Source organism: Rhizobium aethiopicum (assembly GCF_900094625.1).
Classification (GTDB): domain Bacteria; phylum Pseudomonadota; class Alphaproteobacteria; order Rhizobiales; family Rhizobiaceae; genus Rhizobium; species Rhizobium aethiopicum.
In genome coordinates, this window is record NZ_FMAJ01000013.1 from 99,186 (window position 1) to 120,041 (window position 20,856).

The 20,856-nt window shown below is 61.1% G+C and carries 21 protein-coding genes; 8 read left to right on the forward strand and 13 right to left on the reverse strand.

What is annotated here, in order from left to right; genetic code table 11:
- Positions 1 to 11: 11 nt before the first annotated feature.
- From GA0061105_RS24020 to GA0061105_RS24050, 7 genes are all read right to left on the reverse strand, one after another.
- The gene (locus GA0061105_RS24020; protein ID WP_092753350.1) at positions 12 to 1,082 is read right to left on the reverse strand and encodes an ABC transporter ATP-binding protein; all 1,071 of its coding nucleotides are present in this window, start codon (positions 1,080 to 1,082) and stop codon (positions 12 to 14) included.
- A gap of 66 nt (positions 1,083 to 1,148) precedes the next feature.
- Positions 1,149 to 1,919 (reverse strand): SDR family NAD(P)-dependent oxidoreductase, encoded by a 771-nt coding sequence (locus GA0061105_RS24025; RefSeq protein ID WP_092753352.1) that lies wholly within the window; start codon positions 1,917 to 1,919, stop codon positions 1,149 to 1,151.
- Between the two features lies 1 nt (position 1,920).
- Positions 1,921 to 2,961 carry an NAD(P)-dependent alcohol dehydrogenase gene (locus GA0061105_RS24030; protein WP_092753354.1) on the reverse strand — a complete coding sequence of 347 codons (1,041 nt, stop codon included), beginning with the start codon at positions 2,959 to 2,961 and terminating at the stop codon, positions 1,921 to 1,923.
- 4 nt (positions 2,962 to 2,965) lie between these two features.
- On the reverse strand, positions 2,966 to 3,169 hold the full coding sequence (locus GA0061105_RS24035; protein ID WP_207241065.1) for a DUF2160 family membrane protein: 204 nt from the start codon (positions 3,167 to 3,169) through the stop codon (positions 2,966 to 2,968).
- A gap of 5 nt (positions 3,170 to 3,174) precedes the next feature.
- Entirely contained in the window at positions 3,175 to 4,008 is an 834-nt protein-coding gene (locus GA0061105_RS24040; protein ID WP_064692241.1) for a carbohydrate ABC transporter permease, read from the reverse strand.
- Complete coding sequence (locus GA0061105_RS24045) at positions 4,005 to 4,883, reverse strand: carbohydrate ABC transporter permease (RefSeq protein WP_064692242.1); 879 nt, start codon at positions 4,881 to 4,883, stop codon at positions 4,005 to 4,007. The genes GA0061105_RS24040 and GA0061105_RS24045 overlap by 4 nt, the downstream gene beginning before the upstream one ends.
- 135 nt (positions 4,884 to 5,018) lie before the next feature.
- Positions 5,019 to 6,449 carry an extracellular solute-binding protein gene (locus GA0061105_RS24050; RefSeq protein WP_064692243.1) on the reverse strand — a complete coding sequence of 477 codons (1,431 nt, stop codon included), beginning with the start codon at positions 6,447 to 6,449 and terminating at the stop codon, positions 5,019 to 5,021.
- Positions 6,450 to 6,693: 244 nt separating this feature from the next.
- Here GA0061105_RS24050 and GA0061105_RS24055 point away from each other — a divergent pair, with 244 nt between their 5' ends.
- Positions 6,694 to 7,647 carry an AraC family transcriptional regulator gene (locus GA0061105_RS24055; protein ID WP_092753356.1) on the forward strand — a complete coding sequence of 318 codons (954 nt, stop codon included), beginning with the start codon at positions 6,694 to 6,696 and terminating at the stop codon, positions 7,645 to 7,647.
- A gap of 118 nt (positions 7,648 to 7,765) precedes the next feature.
- On the opposite strand, the gene GA0061105_RS24060 is transcribed toward GA0061105_RS24055, so the two are convergent.
- Complete coding sequence (locus GA0061105_RS24060) at positions 7,766 to 8,809, reverse strand: zinc-dependent alcohol dehydrogenase family protein (protein WP_092753358.1); 1,044 nt, start codon at positions 8,807 to 8,809, stop codon at positions 7,766 to 7,768.
- Between the two features lie 242 nt (positions 8,810 to 9,051).
- On the opposite strand from GA0061105_RS24060, the gene GA0061105_RS24065 reads away from it, so the two are divergent.
- Positions 9,052 to 9,939 carry a branched-chain amino acid aminotransferase gene (locus tag GA0061105_RS24065; RefSeq protein WP_092753360.1) on the forward strand — a complete coding sequence of 296 codons (888 nt, stop codon included), beginning with the start codon at positions 9,052 to 9,054 and terminating at the stop codon, positions 9,937 to 9,939.
- 215 nt (positions 9,940 to 10,154) lie between these two features.
- Here the strand turns inward: GA0061105_RS24065 and GA0061105_RS24070 are convergent, their stop codons facing one another.
- Positions 10,155 to 10,430, reverse strand: coding sequence for a DUF4242 domain-containing protein (locus GA0061105_RS24070; protein ID WP_064692247.1), 276 nt, complete (start codon positions 10,428 to 10,430; stop codon positions 10,155 to 10,157).
- Positions 10,431 to 10,516: 86 nt separating this feature from the next.
- Here GA0061105_RS24070 and GA0061105_RS24075 point away from each other — a divergent pair, with 86 nt between their 5' ends.
- From GA0061105_RS24075 to nadE, 3 genes are all read left to right on the forward strand, one after another.
- Positions 10,517 to 11,959, forward strand: a complete 1,443-nt coding sequence (locus GA0061105_RS24075) for a tetratricopeptide repeat protein (RefSeq protein WP_092753362.1) — start codon at positions 10,517 to 10,519, stop codon at positions 11,957 to 11,959.
- 274 nt (positions 11,960 to 12,233) lie between these two features.
- The gene (metG, locus tag GA0061105_RS24080) at positions 12,234 to 13,754 is read left to right on the forward strand and encodes a methionine--tRNA ligase (protein ID WP_092753364.1); all 1,521 of its coding nucleotides are present in this window, start codon (positions 12,234 to 12,236) and stop codon (positions 13,752 to 13,754) included.
- Between the two features lie 246 nt (positions 13,755 to 14,000).
- Positions 14,001 to 14,834, forward strand: a complete 834-nt coding sequence (nadE, locus tag GA0061105_RS24085; protein ID WP_064692249.1) for an ammonia-dependent NAD(+) synthetase — start codon at positions 14,001 to 14,003, stop codon at positions 14,832 to 14,834.
- Positions 14,835 to 14,855: 21 nt separating this feature from the next.
- Here the strand turns inward: nadE and GA0061105_RS24090 are convergent, their stop codons facing one another.
- Positions 14,856 to 16,118 (reverse strand): multidrug efflux MFS transporter, encoded by a 1,263-nt coding sequence (locus tag GA0061105_RS24090; protein WP_092753426.1) that lies wholly within the window; start codon positions 16,116 to 16,118, stop codon positions 14,856 to 14,858.
- 115 nt (positions 16,119 to 16,233) lie between these two features.
- Between GA0061105_RS24090 and GA0061105_RS24095 the strand changes: the two genes are divergently transcribed.
- Entirely contained in the window at positions 16,234 to 16,578 is a 345-nt protein-coding gene (locus GA0061105_RS24095; protein ID WP_064692250.1) for a nuclear transport factor 2 family protein, read from the forward strand.
- Positions 16,579 to 16,946: 368 nt separating this feature from the next.
- Here the strand turns inward: GA0061105_RS24095 and GA0061105_RS24110 are convergent, their stop codons facing one another.
- From GA0061105_RS24110 to GA0061105_RS24120, 3 genes are all read right to left on the reverse strand, one after another.
- Positions 16,947 to 17,678, reverse strand: a complete 732-nt coding sequence (locus GA0061105_RS24110) for a sulfite exporter TauE/SafE family protein (RefSeq protein ID WP_064692251.1) — start codon at positions 17,676 to 17,678, stop codon at positions 16,947 to 16,949.
- A gap of 59 nt (positions 17,679 to 17,737) precedes the next feature.
- Positions 17,738 to 18,391: a class I SAM-dependent methyltransferase gene (locus GA0061105_RS24115; protein ID WP_064692252.1), complete on the reverse strand. Its 654-nt coding sequence runs from the start codon at positions 18,389 to 18,391 to the stop codon at positions 17,738 to 17,740.
- Between the two features lie 204 nt (positions 18,392 to 18,595).
- Positions 18,596 to 18,922, reverse strand: coding sequence for a hypothetical protein (locus GA0061105_RS24120; RefSeq protein WP_064692253.1), 327 nt, complete (start codon positions 18,920 to 18,922; stop codon positions 18,596 to 18,598).
- 213 nt (positions 18,923 to 19,135) lie between these two features.
- Between GA0061105_RS24120 and GA0061105_RS24125 the strand changes: the two genes are divergently transcribed.
- Positions 19,136 to 19,738: a superoxide dismutase gene (locus tag GA0061105_RS24125; RefSeq protein WP_092753366.1), complete on the forward strand. Its 603-nt coding sequence runs from the start codon at positions 19,136 to 19,138 to the stop codon at positions 19,736 to 19,738.
- Positions 19,739 to 19,845: 107 nt separating this feature from the next.
- Positions 19,846 to 20,691: a metallophosphoesterase gene (locus GA0061105_RS24130; RefSeq protein ID WP_092753368.1), complete on the forward strand. Its 846-nt coding sequence runs from the start codon at positions 19,846 to 19,848 to the stop codon at positions 20,689 to 20,691.
- Positions 20,692 to 20,856: the final 165 nt, after the last annotated feature.

Genomic DNA, 20,856 nt, shown 5'->3' on the forward strand with positions numbered 1-20,856 from the left:
ATGCCTGTTGCTCAGAACGGGAGTCTTTGCTCGGTTTGCTTGTCGAACACATGAGCCGCGGCAGGATCGACATCGAGCCGTATCCTGTCGCCCGGCTTCAGCGCGTGGCGCTCGCGAAAGGCGCACAAGACCCGCTTACCCGCCAATTGGACCGCCAGCAGAATTTCGGCCCCCGTCGGCTCGATCAACTCGACAGTTGCCGGTACACCCGCATCGCCGTTCGACAGTATCCACTGGTCAGGACGTACCCCGTATATCACCTCCTGGCCGTTGCTCGCCCGCGTGCCTTGTGGAAGGGGAAGGGCCGAGCCTTCAGCGAGCCGCGCTGAGTTCAAAGAGAGATCGATTGTGGCCGGTAGCATGTTCATCGCCGGCGATCCGATGAAGCCGGCGACGAAGGTATTTGCCGGCCTGTCGTAAAGCTCCAGTGGCGCACCGATCTGCTCCACCTTGCCGTCGCGAAGCACGACAATGCGGTCCGCCATTGTCATGGCTTCAATCTGGTCATGCGTGACATACACGGAAGTAGCGCCGAGGCGCTGGTGAAGAGCTTTGATCTCCGAACGCATATCTACGCGCAACGCGGCGTCCAGGTTTGACAGCGGCTCGTCGAAAAAGAACGCCTTCGGGCGGCGAACCATCGCGCGCCCCATGGCAACACGCTGCCGCTGGCCTCCGGAGAGCGCCTTCGGATATCGGTCGAGATAGGGCGTAAGCCGCAACATCTCGGCAGCCTTGTCGACCTTGGCGTTGCGATCCGCAAGATTCTCGCCGCGCAATTTAAGTGCGAAGGCCATGTTCTCCCGAACGGTCATATGCGGATAGAGCGCGTAGTTCTGGAACACCATCGCCACGTCACGGTCCTTGGCGGCGATGTTGTCGATGCGATTTCCGCCAAGGTTGATCGTGCCGCCGGTGATCTCCTCAAGGCCGGCAAGCGACCGCAGCAGCGTGGATTTGCCGCAACCGGAGGGACCGACCAGTACGACGAACTCACCGTCGGCTATATCGAACGAGATGTTGCGCAGTGCGTGATAGGGGCCGTAATGCTTGTCGACCTTGTCGAGCTCAATCGTCGCCATGTGTCAATCCTTAGTCAGTTGTGGCGGCATGGCCGCCGATCATTCGGGACGGGTCCACGGGCAGCTTCACCATGAGGTGTATCCTGCATCGGCAACGACGATGCTGCCGGTCATCAGGCTGGCGGCATCGGAGGCCAGGAACAGGACGACAGACGCAATTTCCTCGACTTCGCCCATGCGCTTCATCGGCGTCATGTACATCCAGTCCTTGTCCCACCCGGTGCTCTCGACCGCGCTCTTCGTCATGTCCGTCGCGATATAGGTCGGCGCGACGGCGTTGACGCGCACGCCCCGCTCGGCCCATTCGGCGGCAAGCGACTTCGTCACCATGTGAACGGCACCCTTGGAGGCGTTATAACCAGCTTGCGGCTGCGGCCGGTTGGCGATGATGCCGGACATGGAACCGATATTGACGATAGAGCCCTTGCCCGCCTTCAGCATCAGGTTTCCGAAAGCGCGATTGCTCCAGAACACGCCGTTGAGGTTCACGTTCAGGACTCTGAGCCAATCCGCATCTGACATCTCCTCCGCCGGGCTGTGCGAAGCGATGCCGGCATTAGCGACCAGAATGTCCACGCGACCAAGCTTGGTCGCGATCGCCGCCGCGACACGGTCGGTTTCGGCGGAATCGGTCACGTCCAGACGAATGAATTCGGCCTTTCGCCCCATCGCGGCGAGCTTCGAGACGGCCGACTGACCAAGTTCTTCATCAAGATCAGTCAGCACGACATGCGCGCCCGCTTCCGATAGGGCATCAGCGCAGGCATAGCCGATGTTGCGCCCCGCGCCGGTGACGACCGCCACTCTTCCACTGAGATCCAGCTTCCGCAGGTACATGCTAGCTCCCAAGCTCGATCTGGATCTTCACGGAGGACGGCTTCGGTCGCACGGCGTAATCGAACGCTTCGACAGAATCCTCGAAGGCGTAGGTATCGGTGATCAGCGCATCGACATTGATCTGGTTCGATCCCAATAGCGCGACGATGCGCGGGTAGACATGGGCGTAGCGGAACACGTGTTCGATGCGCAGTTCCTTGGTCTGGGCTGTGACGACGTCGAGCGGGACCGGCTTCAGGGGCATGCCGACAAGGACGATGGCGCCGCCGGGGCAACCATGGTGCGCCGTGTCTGCGATCACTTCGGCCGCGCCGGAACATTCGAAAACGACATCGACGCCCCAGCCGTCGGTTTCGCGGGCTATGACACTCTTCAGATCCTGCGAGCGTACGTTGACGGTCATGACGGCAGGGCCGAGCCTGCGCGCCACGGCGAGCTTTTCGTCGACGACGTCGGTAACGATAACTCTGGCGCAGCCAGCCGACAGCGCCGCTATCGCTGTCACCATGCCGATCGGCCCGGCACCCGTGACCAGCGCGATCGCACCGGGCGTCAGCCTCGCCTTGGAGACTGCTTGAAAGCCTACGGCCAGCGGCTCGACCATAGCGCCAGCGGCGTAGGAAACGTTGTCCGGAAGCTTAAAGGTAAAGGCCGCCGGGTGGACCACGCTGGGTCTCAGTACGCCGTGGACCGGCGGCGTCGCCCAGAAGCGCACCGCGGGATCGAGGTTGTAGAGACCCAGCCGCGACGCGCGACTTTGAGGGTCGGGAATGCCGGGCTCCATGCAAACGCGGTCGCCCACTTTCAGGTTCTGGACCGCGCTGCCGACCTCTTCGATGATGCCGGCGGCTTCGTGGCCGAGGATCATCGGCTCGCGCACAACGAAAGGGCCGATCGCGCCGTGAGTGTAATAGTGAACGTCTGATCCGCAGACGCCAACGGTTTTGATGGCGATGCGCACGTCGGTGGGACCGAGCGCCTCCTTCGGGTCCAGGTCGCGCATGCGCAGTTCGTCTTTGCGTTCGAGGACGAGTGATCTCATGTTTTCAGCCCTTTCGGATAATGAACACGGCGAGCGCCAGGCAGAGCACCGTCGCCACCCATAGGGGCAACACGCCCTCCAGGAAGCGCATCCATAGAAGATGCACCAGGATCAGGATCACGACCGAGATGAAGCCCCTGTCGAAGCCGTTGGTTCGAATAGGCAGGAATCCGTCGCGTTGGGTTTTCTGGGGTTGAACGCCAGCCATCATCTTTACCCTTTCAATGCGCCGAACGTGAGGCCGGTCACGATGTGCTTCTGGACGAAGCCGAGCACGATTAGGGCCGGGAGCGTGGTCAGGAACGCCATCGCCGCCATCTCGCCCCAGTTCGTTCCGGTGACCGAGACATATTCAGCAAGCGCTGTCGTCACGGTCCTGGCGTCAGCCGACGACGTTAGGGTCGCTGCGAACAGGTACTCGTTCCACGCGAAAATCCAGGTCAGGATGAAGGTGACGGCCAACCCCGGCCGCGCCAGCGGCAGGATGACGTTGGACAGCACCTGGCCGGTTGTCGCACCATCGACCCGCGCCGCTTCGTCAAGTTCCTGCGGAATCCCGTCGAGCATGCCCTTCAAGAGCCAGATGGCGAAGGGCAGGTTGAAGACGCAATAGAGCAGGATTAGGCCAATCTTCGTGTCGAACAGCATGAAATCACCGAACACGAACCACTTGGTGAACAGCAGGAAGAGCGGCAGCAGAAACACGGCTGGCGGCGCCATGCGGTTGGTGATCAACCAGAAAAACACGTTGTCACCGCCGCCGATTTTGTAACGCGACAGCCCGAACGCCGCGAGCAGGCCGAGCGCGCACACCAGCGCTGCGTTCGATGTCGCCACGATCAGCGAATTCCAGAGATACTGCAGGAAGGTCGAGCTGTTCAGCACCGCCAGGAAATTGTTCCAATAAAGATCGTCTATGAGGAACGACTTCGAATAAAGCTTCACGCGGGGGCGCATGGAAACTACCAGCATCCACCAGACGGGAAGCAGTGTCAGAATGGTCAGACATACCCAAAGGACGAAGGAGGCTATACCGGAGCGTTTCATTGTGCACCTCCCTTGCGGCCGGTCATGGCGACGAACAGCAGCCAGCTCAGAACGATCGTGACGTAAAGCGTCAGCAGCGACATGGCCGCGCCATAGCCGTAATCGGTCTTCGGAAAGACGTTGATCCAGATATGAAGGCCGATGAACCGGGTCGCCTCAGCCGGACCACCCTTGGTCAGCATCCAGATTTCGTCGACCGAGCGTAATGCGTCCATCAGCCGGATGAAGACGGTTGTCAGCAGCACCGGCTTCAACATCGGAACGATCACGTACCAGAAAATCTGCAGCTTGTTGCCGCCGTCGATCTGCGCCTGTTCGAGCGGTTCTTTCGGCAAGGCGGTCAGTCCCGCCATGAGCGACAGCGTGACGAACGGCGTCCAATGCCACAGGTCCATGATGATCGCCGTGGCGAAGGCGTGATAGGCATTGGTCGAGATGTTGTAGTCGATGCCGAACCACAGTTTCAGGTAATAAGGCACGATGCCGAGGCCCGGAACGCAAAGCAGCCGCCAGGTAGCGCCGACTGCAATGGGCGCGACAACGATCGGCAGTGTGTGGATCGTGCGAAAGAACTGCCGGCCCCACAGGCGGTCTGCCATCAGTGCCCGGGCCAGGACATAGCCTAACAACAGTTCGCTCACAACGACGAAGAATGCGAAAACCAGCGTGCGCGCAAGAGAGTTCAGGAATGTCGTGTCAAAAACGAGGCTGCGATAATTCTGGAGGCCTGCCCAGCGCAGGGTGGGGTCGACTGCGTTGGTGTTCCAGTCGAAGAAGCCAACATAGAGAATGTAGATGAAGGGAACGAACCCGACAACGAACAGGATTAGCGTGGCTGGGGTTAGAAACAGCCATCCGATATTGGATTGTCTCATCCTGCGCTCCGTCAGATCGTGCTTGACTCTTGTTCGCCTGACTACCAGCGCCGCGGGCAGGCCCGCAAACCGCAGTCAGGATAGGGGCGGCCACCTTGCTGAAGGCGACCGCCAACCGCTTGGGAGGTGCGGTCTTTACTTGCGGTAGCCGAGCTTCACGAGTTCAGCTTCGGCTGCGGTGGCGGCCTGGTCCAGCGCATCGTCCGGCTTGATCTCACCGACGATCGCTTTGTAGATGAACGGTGCGACTACCTGCAGAACTTGCGAGTGGAACGGGAACGGCGGAGCTCCGGCGAACAGCTTTCCGTCCTCACGCATCAGCGTGTAATAGCCGTTCATCTTCTTGTCCTGATCGACGATCTTGGGATCGTCGTAGGTCGAGTTCATGACGATGCGGGAGCCGGCCAGCGCCCAGTCGGTCTGCACTGAAGCCTGACCGATATACTGCAGGAATAGCAGCGACGCGTCTTTGTTCTTGGACGAATGCGGGATGCCGAACGCGCCACCATCGTAATAGCCGATATATCCCTTGCCGGATTCGGCTGCTTCCATGACACCCGCCTCGACCGGAGGCAATGACACTCCCACCTTGCCGACGACCGTCGATTTGCTTTCGTCGGTAGCGATCCAGGCAGCGTTTTCACCGTAGACGAGACCCTGGGCTGCGCGGCCGGCGGCAAATGTCCCGGCAACCTCGTCCCAAGTGGACGACGTCGATTCCGGCGGCGCGTATTTCAGCAGGCCGACCCAGTAGTTGAGCGCCTTCTTCGCGGCGGCGGAGTTCATCTGGCCGCCGTTAGCCTCGGTGGCTGCGAAGGTCGTGCCATCGATGCCCCAGTTGTACACGCCAAAGGTCGGCGCGACCGACTCGAAGAATTCGTAGAAGGCGGCGGGGTGGCTCGACGAGGCCTGTACGGTGGTTCCCCAGAGCTCCTTGTCTGCGCCGTATTCGGTGAAGAACTTGGCGATCTGGGTATACTCGTCATGCGTCGTCGCGGGCTTCAGATCCGCACCGGTGGAATCCTTGTAGGCTTTCTGGATTGCCGGATCATCGAAAAGATCCTTGCGGTAGAGGTAAGGCTTGATGAATGCTTCCATGGGGACGCCCATGACATTGCCCGACTTCGGATCCTTGAAATAGTTCAAGAAAGTGGTGAAATTTTCCGGCTTGAAGTCCGGCGAAGCGATCTTCGCATTATCGGCGAGCGACTTGGTGATATCGACCAGGAAGTTGCGGGCCAGATACGTATATACGATGTCCTGCTCGATATAGACGAAGTCATAGATGCCGGTATTGGCCTCCATGTCCTTGATCGCCTTGTCGTACATCTGGTCCCAGGATGTGGCCTCGAATTCGACCTTGATGCCGGTCTCCTCGGTGAACTTGGGACCGAGCACCTGCTCGACATATTTCGATGCTGGGGTCGATTCCGAGATGCCCCGGATGGTCGCGCCCTGATAGGGCTGGGCGGCAGTCTTCCACCAGGAATCCTGAGCAAGAGCTGTCGAGCTCCAAAGGCCAAGCGAAATGAAGCCGACGCCCACGGCTTTGACGAAACTGTTCATTGTTCTCCTCCATTTGGATCGCAAAATCGGTCCGGTTGTGCGTTCTAAACTCTCCTCCGACACGCTCAACGGACCTCAATACTTGTAGAAAGAAGGGGTGGACACAAGCGCGGCCGTTGCGCAATACTGATACTCTCATGCGCGAAATACCGAATATATTCGTGAATTTTTGTGTGCGTTGCACAATCGAATATTGATTGTCAGTGCAACCAGCATGGCGGAGAAGCACTGGAGGATGTCCGCAATGTCAGTTATTTCGCCGACGGTCGCGAGATTTGAATATGTCTTGACCGGCGCGGACGAGTCGTTTCTATGGCGCCGCGACGACTATCCGTGGGAACGCAACGTCTGGAATTTCCACCCGGAGGTGGAGATCCACTACATTCCCAACGCCAGCGGCGTCCTGCTTGCAGGCGATCATGTCGGCGCGTTCACGCCGGGCCATATTTCCGTCATCGGCAGCAACCTGCCGCACGACTGGGTGACGCCGCTCGGACCGAATGAGCGCATTCCAGGACGTGACATCGTCATCCAGTTTCCGCCGGCCAAGCTGGAACAGGCTTCGGCCTTCCTGCCGGAACTGGCGGGGCTGCGTGACTTTCTCGCCCGCGCACAGCGGGGCCTCTCCTTCAAGGGCCGGGCGCGGGAACAGGCGGAGGCGCTGATACTCGACATGGAGTTCCAGACCGGCTCGGTGCGGCTTTCGACCTTCCTGTCATTGCTCTCGCTGCTGCGGGACACTGACGAGTTCGATACGCTGTCTTCAGAGGCTTATGTGCCGGACCTGAGCTATGGTTCGCTGGAAGCCCTGCAACAGGTCTTCGCGTATGTCTTTGCCAATCTGTCGGAGGACATCCGGTTGCCTGATATGGCTCGCATGGTTGGCATGAGTGACAGCGCTTTCTCGCGATTCTTCAAGAAAAACAGCGGCCACACCTTCACCGACCATGTCAACAAGCTTCGTATCTGGAAGGCGGGTCAGCTATTGACCGATACCTCTCTGCCAATAACGGACATCTGCTTCGAGGTGGGCTATCGCAATCTGTCAAACTTCAACCGCGTGTTTCTACGTCACCACAACTTAACACCGACGAAATACCGGAAACTGTCCACCAACCGAAGAACGGTTCCGTTACCTCAGATAGCGACAGATCATATGCCTGTGCAGTCAGTCCAGCGATCAATCGATGCTACTTAGAGGAGGGAAGATGTATTCTCTCCTTGCGACTTCATTATGCCCTTACTCCTTTCAGACGCGACGGAGGAAGTTATTGCTTCCTCTCGTGTTCGTCTCAGCAGGAAGGGGAAAACGCTCCCTATGAAAAGCGCGTAATCACGCTGATCCCTGTCGCCTCCGCCTTGTCGAGCGCCATCAGCGCCGGCACGGCCTCCTCGAGGCTGACGCGCCGCCCGATCAGTTTCTGCGGCGCGATCTTGCCGGCCGCCAGCATCGACAGCATGGCGTCGTAGCGCCAGGCCTGCATGCCGTGGCTGCCGTAGATTTCGAGCTCGTGGCTGATCACCTCAGCCATCGGAATCTGCGGTCTGGCGTATTCGCCGAGCATCAGCCCCACCTGCACATGCCGGCCGCGCCGGCGCAGGTTCTTGATCGAGTTGAAGCAGGTGGCGGGATGGCCGAGCGCGTCGATCGAGACATGCGCGCCGCCCTTGGTGATCTCGCGCACTGCCTCGGCCACGTCGGCGACACCAGATGCATTGACCGTCGCCACCGCTCCGCATTCGCGCGCGAAGGCGAGTTTCTCCTCCGATATGTCGATGCCGATCGGATTGGCGCCGAGCGCGGTGGCGATCATGATGGCCGACAGGCCGACGCCGCCGCAGCCATGCACGGCGATCCATTCGCCGGGACGGGTGCGCGCCTGGTCGGCAACGGCGCGAAACGAGGTGGCGAAGCGGCAGCCGAGGCTTGCCGCCGTCGCATCGTCGATCGTGTCCGGCAGGTGCACCAGATTGGTGTCGGCATAGTCGATCGCCACATATTCGGCGAAGGAACCCCAATGGGTGAAGCCCGGCTGGAACTGGTTCGGGCAGACCTGCTGGTTGCCGGAATGGCACTCGGCGCAATGGCCGCAGCCGGAAACGAAGGGCACGGTTACCCGGTCGCCCACCTTGAAGCGCATCACGCCGCGGCCGGTGGCGACGATCTTTCCGGCAAGTTCGTGACCCGGCACATGCGGCAGGCGGATATCGGGATCGTGCCCCATCCAGCCGTGCCAGTCGCTGCGGCAGAGCCCGCTGGCGCCGACTGCGATGACGACACCGTCCTCGGAAGGCGTCGGATCGGGCAGGGTGCGGATGTCGGGCGCCTGCTCGAAGGCTTCGTAGAACATGGCTTTCATTGGCGTTCTCCCTTATTCGCGCTTGCGTTCATGATCGCATGCGGCGGGCCGCCGTTCCAACAATCATTCCATCATTTTTGCTGATACACCCATCGCCGGCGTCGCCGGTATCGCGCACGAATATTGCGGCCTTTCGCCGTCCTCCGGCATTTTCTTGCTTCCGCCTTTGCCGCCCGGATTTCTCCTTGACCCGGCCTGTCGCCGCGGCTTTTGCTTTCCCGCGACTGGATAGGGAGGGTAGCATGGCCGTCGACACATCACCGCGTTCAACCACCTGGACTCACGTCGAGGGGGAATGGCTTCCCGGCAATCCGCCGCTGATCGGGCCGACCTCGCATGCCATGTGGCTCGGCTCCACCGTCTTCGACGGCGCCCGCTGGTTCGACGGCATCGCCCCGGATCTCGACCTGCACTGCCAGCGCGTCAACCGCTCAGCGCTCGCCATGGGCCTGAAGCCGGTGAAGTCGGCCGAGGAGATCGCCGCACTCGCCTGGGAAGGCATTGCCAAATTCGGTGGCGCGACGGCGATCTACATCAAGCCGATGTATTGGGGCGAGCATGGTGCACCGGGCAGCATCGTCTCGGTCGATGCCGAATCGACTCGCTTCGCGCTCTGCCTGTTCGAGGCGCCGATGGGCGGCCATGGCGGCACCAGTCTCACCGTCTCGCCCTACCGGCGTCCTTCGCCGGAAACGGCGATGACCGAGGCCAAGACCGGCTCGCTCTATCCGAACAGCGGCCGCATGATCGCCGAGGCCCGCAGCCGCGGCTTCGACAATGCGCTGGTGCGCGACCTGAATGGCAATGTCGTCGAAACCGCATCGTCGAACGTCTTCCTGGTGCGCGACGGCGTGGTGATGACGCCGGCCGCCAACCGCACCTTTCTCGCCGGCATCACCCGCGCCCGCGTCATCGACCTGTTGCGCAAGGCCGGCTTCGACGTCGTCGAAGCAACGCTCTCCGTCGAGGATTTCCTGCAAGCCGACGAGATCTTCACGTCAGGCAACTACTCCAAGGTCGTCGGCGTCACCCGCCTCGACGACCGCGATCTCCAGGAGGGCCCCGTCACCCGCAAGGCGCTGGAGCTCTACATGAACTGGGCCCACGGCAAAAGCGAGAGCGAGGAGTGAGGAGCGGTTCGGCGCAGCCGAAGCAATCGATCCAGTGAATCGATTGCAGCTGCGAACGCCCGGAACGCAAGCGCAGGGCAGGGCGGTCCGAGCTAGCAAGATGCAAGTCTGCGCCTCATCCGCCTGCCAACACCTTGGCGTCGAGCCACAGGCATCAACTCGGCCTGCGGGCCGAGCTTCGCAGATCGCGACCGGCCATTCTCGAAAATACCATCTCAGGCCAGATCATCGGCGGCAATGTGCTGGACTTCGATAATGCGCTGCAAAGGAATTTGCGCGATCTGGTTTGCTTCCTCGACACGCTCAGCAGAGGGCGCATCGAAGAGGCAGAAAGATTTCTCTTCCGATGGCACGAAGGTCGAGCGCAGATACCGAACTGGTTTGCCTTGTGCAGTCATTTCAGCAGTGACGACCTTTGCGCGTGCCGCGGCGGCTGAAAGCTGCTGCGGAGTGATGCCGGGCAAGTGTCTTTCGACCATATACTGTGGCATGATGGGTTCCTTCCGGCGTATGGAATGAAGTTCAACCTCGATGCGCTCACTTTGAAAGATGATAGCGCCGATTGGCAGTGAACGAAATGAGTATCTACTTCGCCGCTATTTTCACCGATCTCGTCCGCCACTCCGCGGTATGGAATAATGTCTCACGGGATGCGGCGGCGGGAATCGTCACGGAATATCGCTACCTGTCGCAGTCCCTTGCAAGCCACTACGGCAGGCGGCATGAAAACTTCACTGGGGATGGTCACCTTTTTCTTTTCGAATCCGCGGACGTCGCGGTTCATTTCTCGCTGAAGCTTATTGCGTATTGGAAACAACGCCGCCGTTCTCTGGCCGCATCTCAGTACGGGCATGATCTTCCGATCCGGGTGGGCTGTCACTTCGGCGAATGCTATCGGATCGCAGACGACGACGCATGGATTGGCCGGGCCATCAATATCGCAAAGCGAATAGAAGCGAGTGCCTACCCGGACTCGTTATTTATCTCACAGACCATTCTCGAGCTTATCGACTTGCCCGTCTATAATTTCGAGGCCGTCGGAAATTTCGAACTCAAAGGCGACTTTCTGCCTTGTCGCCAGCTCTACAGGATGGTGTCCGTCGACCAGACCGCACTTGCCGCAAGGCCGGAAGACAAGATGACCGCGGAGGACTGGTTCCTGAGAGGGGCCGGGCTCGGATCGGGAACTGCTGGTGCGGTGGACGACGAACTGTTTTGCTATCGCCGGGCACTCGAACTACGTGCCACGTATCCGGAGGCCCACAACAATCTCGGAATTCTTCTGAAAAGGCTCGGTGACGCCGTCGAAGCCGCCGAGCATTATCGCGAGGCGCTCCGCCTTTGGCCGAATTATCCCGAAGGCCATTATAATTATGCGATCCTCCTGCAGGAAATGGGCGATATCGACTGTGCGGATACGCATTATCGCGACGCCATTCGCCTTCGTCCCGACTTTGTGGATGCTCGTCTGCGATATGCGGGCCTTCTCGAGGGGAATGACGATCCGGTTCAGACCGACCGGCAATACCGCGAGGTCCTTCGGCTCCGACCTGGCTTCGCCGAGGCCAATAACAACTACGGCGTCTTCTTGGAGCGGATGGGAGATACGGCAGGCGCTGAAGCCCATTATCTCCGAGCGCTGGAGCACCAACCCGATTACGCTGAGGCGCATTACAACTATGCCATGTTGCTCGAACAGGGCGACCAGCGCAGGGCGGAGGAAGAGTACCGCGCCGCCATTCGGGCGAGGCCGAACTATGTCGAGGCCCATAACAATCTCGCCGCCCTGCTTCACGAGAACGGGGATTTGCCCGCGGCAGAGCGCCACTACCTCGCCGCCCTACGCTTGAAACCGGACGACCCAGGTGCGAACTACAATCTGGCTCTGCTCGCTCAAGCCAAGGGCGACGCGGAAACGGCCAGTCGCCATTTCCGGCTTGCGGAAGAGTTGCGGGGCGGCGCCGAATGCAGATCGCCCGCAAATGTGCAGCGCCCGCAACCGAACCGCTCGCCGACATGATCCAGCGCGACGAATACAGCAATGTCATCGGAGCCAAGAGCGTTTGCCGCAGGGCCGCGCAGGTAGGCCGAACCTAACTCGCCGTTGACCTGATCGCAGCCTCGTGCTCTAGCTTAGCCTATGAGCAACGCGATCCACATCCTCAAGAGCATGATGCGCCCCTGCTGACGGGGGATGGATGACTTACGCTTTTGCTTGAGGAAACAGCCCCCGCCAACCTGGCGGGTTTTTTGTCTCCGGCGGCCCGCCTGAATTTCCAGGAAAGGACCCTGCGATGACCGATAAGTCTTTCTATCTCACGACGACCATCCCCTACGTCAATGCCAGCCCGCATATCGGCTTTGCCCTTGAACTCGTCCAGGCCGATGCGCTTGCCCGATATCGCAAGGCCGAGGGTTGGACTGTGCGGCTGCAGACCGGGTCGGACGAAAACAGCCTGAAGAATGTTCTCGCCGCCGAAAGGGCCGGATGCGAACCATCCGCGTTCGTTGCCGACAACGCCGGACGATTCCACGAGCTGCAAACGGCATTAAACATCGATGCGGACGACTTTATTCGCACCAGCAGCGACCCTCGCCATCGCCCGGCCGTAGAAAGGCTCTGGCGGGCCTGCGAAGCGTCGGGCGACCTTTACAGGAAGAGTTACACCGGCCTTTACTGTACCGGCTGCGAACAGTTCTACGCCGAGAGCGAGCTCGTCGGCGGCTGCTGCCCGGAGCATCTGACCAAGCCGGAGGAGGTGACCGAAACCAACTGGTTCTTCCGGCTCTCCCGCTATGAGCAACGGCTTCGCATCGCCATCGCGACGGATGAGTTGCGGATCAACCCGCCGTCCCGGCGCAACGAAGTCCTGGCGCTGATCAATTCCGGCTTGAACGATTTCAGCGTTTCGCGCAGCTCCGAGCGGGCGAGAGGGTGGGGCATTCCGGTGCCCGGCGACCCAAAGCAAACCATCTATGTCTGGTACGACGCCCTCGGCAATTATCTGAGCGCGCTCGGATATGGGGAAGAAGCCGAACCCGAAGCGCTGCGTAAATTCTGGCTCGACGCTCACCGACGCGAGCACCTTGTCGGAAAAGGCGTCACCCGATTCCATGCTGTCTATTGGCCTGCCATCCTGCTTTCGGCCGGATTGCCGCTGCCGACGACAATCCATGTCCACGGTTACGTCACGGTCGACGGCCGGAAAATCGGAAAGTCGAACGGCAACGCCGTCGATCCGCTGCCGCTCGCGGCAGACTATGGCGCCGATGCCCTCCGATATTTCCTGCTGAGGCACATACGCGCGCATGAGGACGGCGATTTTACCGTGGAACGTCTGGAAGCGGCTTATCACGGCGAACTGATCGCCCAGCTCGGCAACCTCTTCAACCGGATATTATCGATCGCGGCAAAGCAGAAAATCGTCGTCTGTGTGAGGCTAGACGAAACCGATGAAGGGAAAGTCTCGGCAACGAGGCTTGCGGTGAAAAGGGCGATGGACACGGCTTCGTTCCATGAAGCCCTGGCGGCCGTCTTCGATCTTGTGTCCTACGCCAATAAGCGCGTGGTCGAACTGGAACCATGGGCGCTCGTCAAGGCACTGAACGCGGCTGCCGAGGCGGAGCGGTTTGAACTGGAAACGCGCCTTCTGACCAGTTTCGCCGCACTTGGTGGCCTTCTCCGCGAGATCGTTCTTCTCCTTGCGCCGTTCCTTCCGGAGACGGCTGAGACGCTGACCAGACAAATCGACATACTTGGCGGCGCAGCGCGATCCGACGTCCAGATCGTGCCGGTTTTCCCCAAGCTGAATTAGGCGAAGAGGCAGCCCGCCCCTCATCCGGCTGCCGCCACCTTCTCCCCGCACGCGGGGCGAAGGGACATGCCGCAACGTCTCCGTCCCCTCTCCCCGTCAGAACGGGGAGAGGGTTAGGGTGACGGGCATTTTCTTGCTGCGAGGGAGCATCTTACGCACGGAACACGTACAACACAGTCACCACCTTACCCTTCCCACATCTTTCCGCCATAGTGCCGCGGATCCCAAAACAACCAGGAGAATCCCATGACTGTGCTGTCCGACGAACAAGGCGAGATCATCCGGGAACTCGGCGTTGCCGCCGAGATCAACCCGGAGCATGAGATCGAGCGGCGAACCGCCTTTCTCAAGGATTATCTCGTGGCGTCCGGCATGCGCGGCTACGTGCTCGGCATCAGTGGCGGCGTCGATTCGCTGACGGCGGCGCTGATTGCCCAGAAGGCGGTGCGCGAGCTGCGTGACGGCGGCCATGCGGCCGAATTCATTGCGGTGCGCCTTCCCTATGGGGTCCAGGCGGATGAGGCCGATGCAGCGAAGGCGCTCGCAACGATCGGCGCCGACCGCTCGATGGTGGTCAACATCAAGGAACCGGCGGATGCAATGCTGGCCGCCGCGCAAAACGGCGGTCTCGCCTTCGCCGATGCCGGCCGGCAGGATTTCATCCTCGGCAACATCAAGGCGCGCCAGCGGATGATTGCCCAATTCGCTCTGGCCGGCGCGCTCGGCGGCCTGGTGATCGGCACCGATCATGCCGCAGAAGCGGTCATGGGCTTCTTCACCAAGTTCGGCGACGGCGCCGCCGATATCCTGCCGCTCGCCGGCCTCAACAAGCGCCGCGTCCGGCTGCTGGCAAAGCGGCTCGGCGCCCCGGACGAGCTGGTCTTCAAGGTGCCCACGGCCGATCTCGAGGACCAGCGGCCGCTGCGTCCCGACGAGGAGGCCTACGGTGTCACCTATGACGAGATCGACGATTTTCTCGAAGGCAAGCCGGTCGGCGAGATTGCCCGCCGCCGCATCCTCGCCGCCTATCGGGCGACCGCGCACAAGCGTGCGCTGCCGGTCGCCGTCAACGCGCTCTGAGAGCTGGAGGCGATCGCCCGCTCAGGCGTCGAGCTGATCTGCGGAAGCATGCATGTTTGATGTCTCCGCCTCCCTCGGCCGCACCGCCCAGGCATAGGCCGCACCCCCCACAAGCAGCACCGCGGTGCCGAGGAAAACCGCCCGCATGCCGATATGGCCGCCGACGAAGCCGCCAAGGACAGGACCGGCTACCTGGCCGACATATTGCGACGAGACGGAAAGCCCGAGAATACCGCCGGCCGCACTATCCGGCACGCTGTGGCGGATGACGGCGGCGATGCAGGGCAGCAGCCCGCCGAGTGCTGCGCCCATCAGAAAACGCAGGATGATCAGCTGCCAGGGACTGGTGACGAAGGCCTGCGGGATCAATAGCAGCCCGGCGACCGCGAGCGCGCCTGCTATAACAGGCCAGTGGCCGATCCTGTCGGCGAGCCTGCCGAGCCAAGAGGCGGAAAGAATGCTGCCGAGGGCGGCGGCCGACATCACGAGCCCTGAGATCATGGTCACTTGCGCTTCGGCGGGCACGATCTCGGCGACATAGACGGTGATGATTGGCTCGATCGACATATTGGCGAACATCAGCAGCATGCCGGTAGCGAGCATGGCGATGACCGGCCGCTTGTCGGCCACGGATTTCCAGCCGCCGCTGGCTTTGGCCGCCCGGCTGCGGGCCGGCGACTTCTCCTCCTTGATCAGCAGGATGGTGGCGAGAAAGGCGAGAAAGATCATGCCGCCGGCGGCCAGAAACGTGCCGCGGATGCCGATGAGCGGCGGCAGCGCCCCGCCGATGAGCGGCCCGACGAGATTGCCGGCCATGATGCCGGAAGAGAGCACGCCGAGCGCCCAGGCCGAGCGGTCCTTCGGCGTCTGCGTCGCCACCAGCACCATCGAGCCGGAGGCATAACCGCCGGCAAGCCCGACGAAGACGCGCAGCGCCACCAGCTGCCAGACATTGCCGGCCATGCCCATCAGCGAAATCGCCAGTGTCATGCCGAGACTGGCGCGTACCAGCATCAACTTGCGGCCGTAGATGTCGCCGAGCCTGCCCCAGAGCGGCGCAACGAGGGCCGCGGCAAGAAAGGTTGCGCCATAGGCGATACCCGACCATTGCACGATCGCCGCATGCTCGGTCACGCCGAGCTCCTCGACATAAAGCGGCAGGAAGGGAAGCAGCAGCGTCATCGCCACGATCGTCGTGAAGGAACCGATCAGCGAGACGGCGAGGTTGCGCTTCCAGTAGATCGAGCCCGGCTTGGCGCTGGCCTCCCGTTGCGTGTCTGTCATTCTTGCCTCGGCATCGATCCTGCAGCGCAGTTGCGCCGCAATCTGGATCATCTCGGATAAAAGTGCTAGAACATAACCAATTGCGAGATGCAATCGGTCAATCGGAGGACTTGCCATGAACGCGATCGCTCCATCCCGCGAGCAGACCGTGCGCGAACTCTACGCCGCCTATCTCGCCGACCGCAAGGATATTGCCGGCGCCATGCTGACGGACGATTTCACCTTCTCCAGTCCGCGCGACGACCATATCGACAGGACCGCCTATTTCGAGCACTGCTGGCCGAAGGAGCCGCTCTTCCGCGGGATCCAAATCGAATTCCTGGCGATCAAGGGCGACGAGGCTGTTGTGCGTTACCGCGCCGAAAAACTGGACGGCACGAGTTTCACCAACATGGAAAGCCTTCGTTTTCGCGGCGACAGGATCGCCGCCGTGGATGTCTATTTCGGCCGAAATCTGTAGTTCCGGCGCGGGCTAAAGCCTTTCCGGGTTAGCCCGAAGCATTCTGTTGGCTCAAACGGAGGCGGATGGTCGACCGGCCGGCGCGCGTCGTAGCCCGGTTCTACGGCCAAGCCGGCCGGTCGATCAGCCGGCCCGTTTCAGCCAACCCTCTTGCAGATTTGCCAGGCAAATCTGCAAGACCATGGAATCGCCGGACGCACTTTTCGCTTCGCCACGGCGAAGCGGTGCTGCCGGAGGGCCGGGCATGTTTCCGCCAGGATCAAGGGCGATCGGCTCGGACGTACCTTGGGGTATGCCCTTCGCCAATCGCCCTTGCCCTGACGAAAACCTGCTCCGGCAGAATGCTTCAATCTAACCCGGAAAGGCTCTTAGAAGAGCCGCATCGCTGACGTTGTGATGATGACCATCGAGACCGCCACCATCAGTGCCCGCACCGGCAGCCGCTTGACGAGGATGGCGCCGAAAGGCGCGGCGACGACGCCGCCGATGATGAGGCCGACCGCCGAATTGAGCTCGGACCAACCGAGCGTCACGACGAAGGTGATCGAAATCGTCAGCGTCACCGCGAATTCGGTGAAATTCGTCGAGCCGATCACCCGTTTCAGGTCATGGCCGCGCCCGACCAGCGTGCTGGTGACGACAGGACCCCATCCGCCGCCGCCGATCGCATCGAGCAGGCCACCGAAAAAGCCAACGGGCGGCACGGCCCAGTCGCGCACCTCGCGCCTGATCTGCGGTCGGAAGGCCTTGTAGAGGATCAGGAGGCCGATTGCGATCAGATAGGCCGATACGAAGGGCTCGATCACCTTGCCGTCGATATTGGAAAGCAGAGTGGCGCCGATCGCGCCACCGATCATGCCGGCCGGAGCGAGACGCGCCACCAGCCGCCAGTCGACATTGCGATGATAGGCATGCGACAGGCCTGACGCCGCCGTCGTGAACATTTCCGTCACATGCGTCATGGCGCTGGCATTGGCCACCGGCACCCCGAAAGCCAGCAGGCTCGTCGTCGACAGCACGCCGAAGGCCATGCCGAGCGCGCCGTCGACGATCTGCGCGCAGAAGCCAATGGCGATGAAAAAGAAGATATCCGATGTCATGCAGTCCCCTCAGGCGAACGGTAGCATCAGAATCGGCGATGCGGAAAAGATTTTTGGTCTCAGGAAGAAAAGCCGCGCTGCTTCAGCCGGACGATCTTGAAAAAGCCGTGCGGAAAGACCGGCAGAATATCGGTCGTTGAAAAATCGCCGCGGCGCTCGGCCCAGGCGACGATGCGGTGGATGCGGAAGGCCGACGACCAGCCGATGTGCCGCACCAGCGGCGCCACCGCCGCCTCGATCGCGCCCTGCAGACCGGCGCCGTCGCCGAGCTTGCTTGCCAGGATGATCTCGCCGCCCGGCCGCAGCACCCGGGCGCACTCGTCCAGCGCCCGCTCCGGCTCGGGAATGAGTGTGATGACGAAGGGCAGGCAAACCACGTCGAAGGACTTGTCGGCAAAGCTCAGCGCATGCGCATCCATCACCTCGAGCGCCTGCACATGCTGCAGGTTTTCCCGCTGCACCTTTTCGCGCGCCCGTGCGATCATATGTTCGGAAATGTCGATGCCGGTTACCCGGCAACGGTTCGGATAGTGGGCGAGCGTCAGGCCAGTGCCGACCCCGATTTCCAGAATCTCGGTGCCGGCGGCAGCGGCGAGCGCGGCAAGCTTGCGGTGGCCGTCGCGCAGAATGCCGCGATAGACGCGATCATAGACCGGCGCCCAGCGCTGATAGATTTTCTGCTGATCTTCCGCCCGGTTGCGACGCTCCGACATGTCTGAACCCTCCCTGCGCATAGCCCGAGATCCGAATCGATTTTCGGAAAGGATCAGGCGTTTATCGCAAACATAGAGCGCCCAAGCGCCTCTCATAGACGCGGGGCGCTCTAAAAACCCAGAATTCAACTCCCAAGGGAGGGCCTGGGTTCCGCTCGGAATGGGACTGAAGGCCCAAACCGTACCGCGGCCGGCCACAGGCTGCTACTTTGTCGGCGTCAGCCCAAGCTCTTTAGCGTCCATAGCGCTGCCGATCTCGACCGACTTCTCCTGCTTGTCATAGACGCAGATCTGGACGACGAGCCCCTTGGCCCCCTTCGGCTTTCCAGTTACCAGGGCCAGCCCGTAATGCGAGCTGCCGAAGGGATCGACGGCGGCCTTCGGTTTCTCGATTGCAACCGCGGCCTTCCTGCACTTGGCTTCCACGTCAGCGGCCAGCTGCTTCCAGGCCTCCTCCGAAGATGCGTGCGCCGCAGTGACAAGAAACGGAAGCACGGCAATGGCGAGATGCGGGATTATATTCCTGTTCATATCGGATCTCCATTGATGTCTGTCGCTGGCGAAAACGGTTATCGCGGCGGTACGACGGGCGATTTGCACGGCCGAATCCCGCCCTGAAACTGAGGCAAATTTTCCTCCGTCCGGTCGTTTTTTGATATTTCGCCGGTTGCCTCTCCTCCTTTCCCCTCCTATGTTCCGCCTCACCTGCCGATGACGCAATCTATTGCCAAGAGGAGATCTGACATGGCTTTCGAATTGCCTGAACTTCCCTATGATTACGAAGCGCTTGCCCCCTTCATGTCGAAGGAAACGCTGCAGTTTCACCACGACAAGCACCACAAGGCCTATGTCGACAACGGCAACAAGCTCGCCGCCGAAGCCGGCCTTTCGGATCTCTCGCTCGAAGAGGTCGTGAAGAAGTCCTTCGGCACCAATGCCGGCCTCTTCAACAACGCCGCCCAGCATTACAACCACATCCATTTCTGGAAGTGGATGAAGAAGGGCGGCGGCGGCAACAAGCTGCCGGGCAAGCTCGAAGCGGCCTTCGCCTCCGATCTCGGCGGCTATGACAAGTTCAAGGCCGATTTCGCCAATGCCGGCGCTACCCAGTTCGGTTCCGGCTGGGCCTGGGTTTCCGTCAAGAACGGCAAGCTCGAAATCTCCAAGACCCCGAACGGCGAAAACCCGCTCGTCCACGGCGCCACCCCGATCCTCGGCGTCGACGTCTGGGAACACTCCTATTACATCGACTATCGGAACGCACGCCCGAAGTACCTCGAAGCCTTCGTCGATAGCCTGATCAACTGGGATTACGTCCTGGAGCGCTACGAAGAAGCCACGAAGTAAGCGGCTTCCGCCGAAAACTTCAACACCCGGTGCCTCGATGCGCCGGGTGTTTGCTTTTCATCTGAAGCCGTCACAGCCCCGTCATCGGCCGCTCCTAATTACGCCCCATGTCGTCCTCTGCTGTTCCCTTGTTCCGCTTCGGCATCATAGCCGACCCGCAATATGCGGCGGTTGCCCCGCACGCGGCGATGGATCGCTATTACGCCAACAGCCTCACCAAAGTCGCCGAGGCGATTGAGGTCTTCAATGGCGAGGAGTTGAGCTTCGTCATGACGCTCGGCGATATCATCGACCGCAGTTTCTCCAGCTTCGATGACATCCTGCCGGTCTACGGCAAGCTGAGGCACGAGGCGCTCTTCCTGCTCGGCAATCACGATTTCTCCGTTTCCGCCGGGCACCTTTCCGAAGTCGCCACCCGTCTTGGCATGCCCGCGCCCTATTACAGTTTTTCCCGTCATGGCTGGCGCTTCATCGTGCTGGACGGCAACGAGGTTAGCACCTTCGCGCCGCCGGAGAACCATCCTCATCGCGCCCTTGCCGCACGGATGCTGGCGGAGCTGCAGGCCAAAGAGGCTGCGAATGCCCATCGCTGGAACGGTGCGCTGAGCGACGCGCAATTCGCCTGGCTCGGCGATGAAGTCGCCAATGCGGCTGCCGCCGGCGAGAAGGTCATCGTCATGAACCATTATCCCGTGTATCCGCCCGGCGCGCACGGCATGTGGGACAGCGAACGCGTCGTCGCGCTGCTCGCCTCGCAAGCCCATGTCGTCGCCTATCTCAACGGCCACGACCATGTCGGCAATTACGGTAAGGCCGGTGCCTGCCACTTCGTCAACTTCAAGGGCGTCGTCGACACCGAGAAAGAAAATGCCTTCGCCCTCGTCGAGGTGCATGCAGACTGCATCGAAATCCGCGGCTTCGGCCGCGAGGAGAGCCGCAGGCTGGATTACTAGGCGGCGACCGGGGCCGGCACGTCTTTTCATCCTGCTCAGGCTTGTGCCACATTGCCGTCAGATCCGTGCCGATGGCTGCCCCTCACCCTAACCCTCTCCCCGTAAGCGGGGCGAGGGGACGTGCCATACGAGAAGTTGGCGAGGAACGGAGAGGCCGCGGCATAT

Bases quoted from the DNA above. Each gene is read 5' to 3' on its own strand.
- GA0061105_RS24020 (WP_092753350.1), bottom strand. From the start codon at position 1,082: ATGGCGACGATTGAGCTCGACAAGGTCGACAAGCATTACGGCCCCTAT.
- GA0061105_RS24025 (WP_092753352.1), bottom strand. From the start codon at position 1,919: ATGTACCTGCGGAAGCTGGATCTCAGTGGAAGAGTGGCGGTCGTCACC.
- GA0061105_RS24030 (WP_092753354.1), bottom strand. From the start codon at position 2,961: ATGAGATCACTCGTCCTCGAACGCAAAGACGAACTGCGCATGCGCGAC.
- GA0061105_RS24035 (WP_207241065.1), bottom strand. From the start codon at position 3,169: ATGGCTGGCGTTCAACCCCAGAAAACCCAACGCGACGGATTCCTGCCT.
- GA0061105_RS24040 (WP_064692241.1), bottom strand. From the start codon at position 4,008: ATGAAACGCTCCGGTATAGCCTCCTTCGTCCTTTGGGTATGTCTGACC.
- GA0061105_RS24045 (WP_064692242.1), bottom strand. From the start codon at position 4,883: ATGAGACAATCCAATATCGGATGGCTGTTTCTAACCCCAGCCACGCTA.
- GA0061105_RS24050 (WP_064692243.1), bottom strand. From the start codon at position 6,449: ATGAACAGTTTCGTCAAAGCCGTGGGCGTCGGCTTCATTTCGCTTGGC.
- GA0061105_RS24055 (WP_092753356.1), top strand. From the start codon at position 6,694: ATGTCAGTTATTTCGCCGACGGTCGCGAGATTTGAATATGTCTTGACC.
- GA0061105_RS24060 (WP_092753358.1), bottom strand. From the start codon at position 8,809: ATGAAAGCCATGTTCTACGAAGCCTTCGAGCAGGCGCCCGACATCCGC.
- GA0061105_RS24065 (WP_092753360.1), top strand. From the start codon at position 9,052: ATGGCCGTCGACACATCACCGCGTTCAACCACCTGGACTCACGTCGAG.
- GA0061105_RS24070 (WP_064692247.1), bottom strand. From the start codon at position 10,430: ATGCCACAGTATATGGTCGAAAGACACTTGCCCGGCATCACTCCGCAG.
- GA0061105_RS24075 (WP_092753362.1), top strand. From the start codon at position 10,517: ATGAGTATCTACTTCGCCGCTATTTTCACCGATCTCGTCCGCCACTCC.
- metG (WP_092753364.1), top strand. From the start codon at position 12,234: ATGACCGATAAGTCTTTCTATCTCACGACGACCATCCCCTACGTCAAT.
- nadE (WP_064692249.1), top strand. From the start codon at position 14,001: ATGACTGTGCTGTCCGACGAACAAGGCGAGATCATCCGGGAACTCGGC.
- GA0061105_RS24090 (WP_092753426.1), bottom strand. From the start codon at position 16,118: ATGACAGACACGCAACGGGAGGCCAGCGCCAAGCCGGGCTCGATCTAC.
- GA0061105_RS24095 (WP_064692250.1), top strand. From the start codon at position 16,234: ATGAACGCGATCGCTCCATCCCGCGAGCAGACCGTGCGCGAACTCTAC.
- GA0061105_RS24110 (WP_064692251.1), bottom strand. From the start codon at position 17,678: ATGACATCGGATATCTTCTTTTTCATCGCCATTGGCTTCTGCGCGCAG.
- GA0061105_RS24115 (WP_064692252.1), bottom strand. From the start codon at position 18,391: ATGTCGGAGCGTCGCAACCGGGCGGAAGATCAGCAGAAAATCTATCAG.
- GA0061105_RS24120 (WP_064692253.1), bottom strand. From the start codon at position 18,922: ATGAACAGGAATATAATCCCGCATCTCGCCATTGCCGTGCTTCCGTTT.
- GA0061105_RS24125 (WP_092753366.1), top strand. From the start codon at position 19,136: ATGGCTTTCGAATTGCCTGAACTTCCCTATGATTACGAAGCGCTTGCC.
- GA0061105_RS24130 (WP_092753368.1), top strand. From the start codon at position 19,846: ATGTCGTCCTCTGCTGTTCCCTTGTTCCGCTTCGGCATCATAGCCGAC.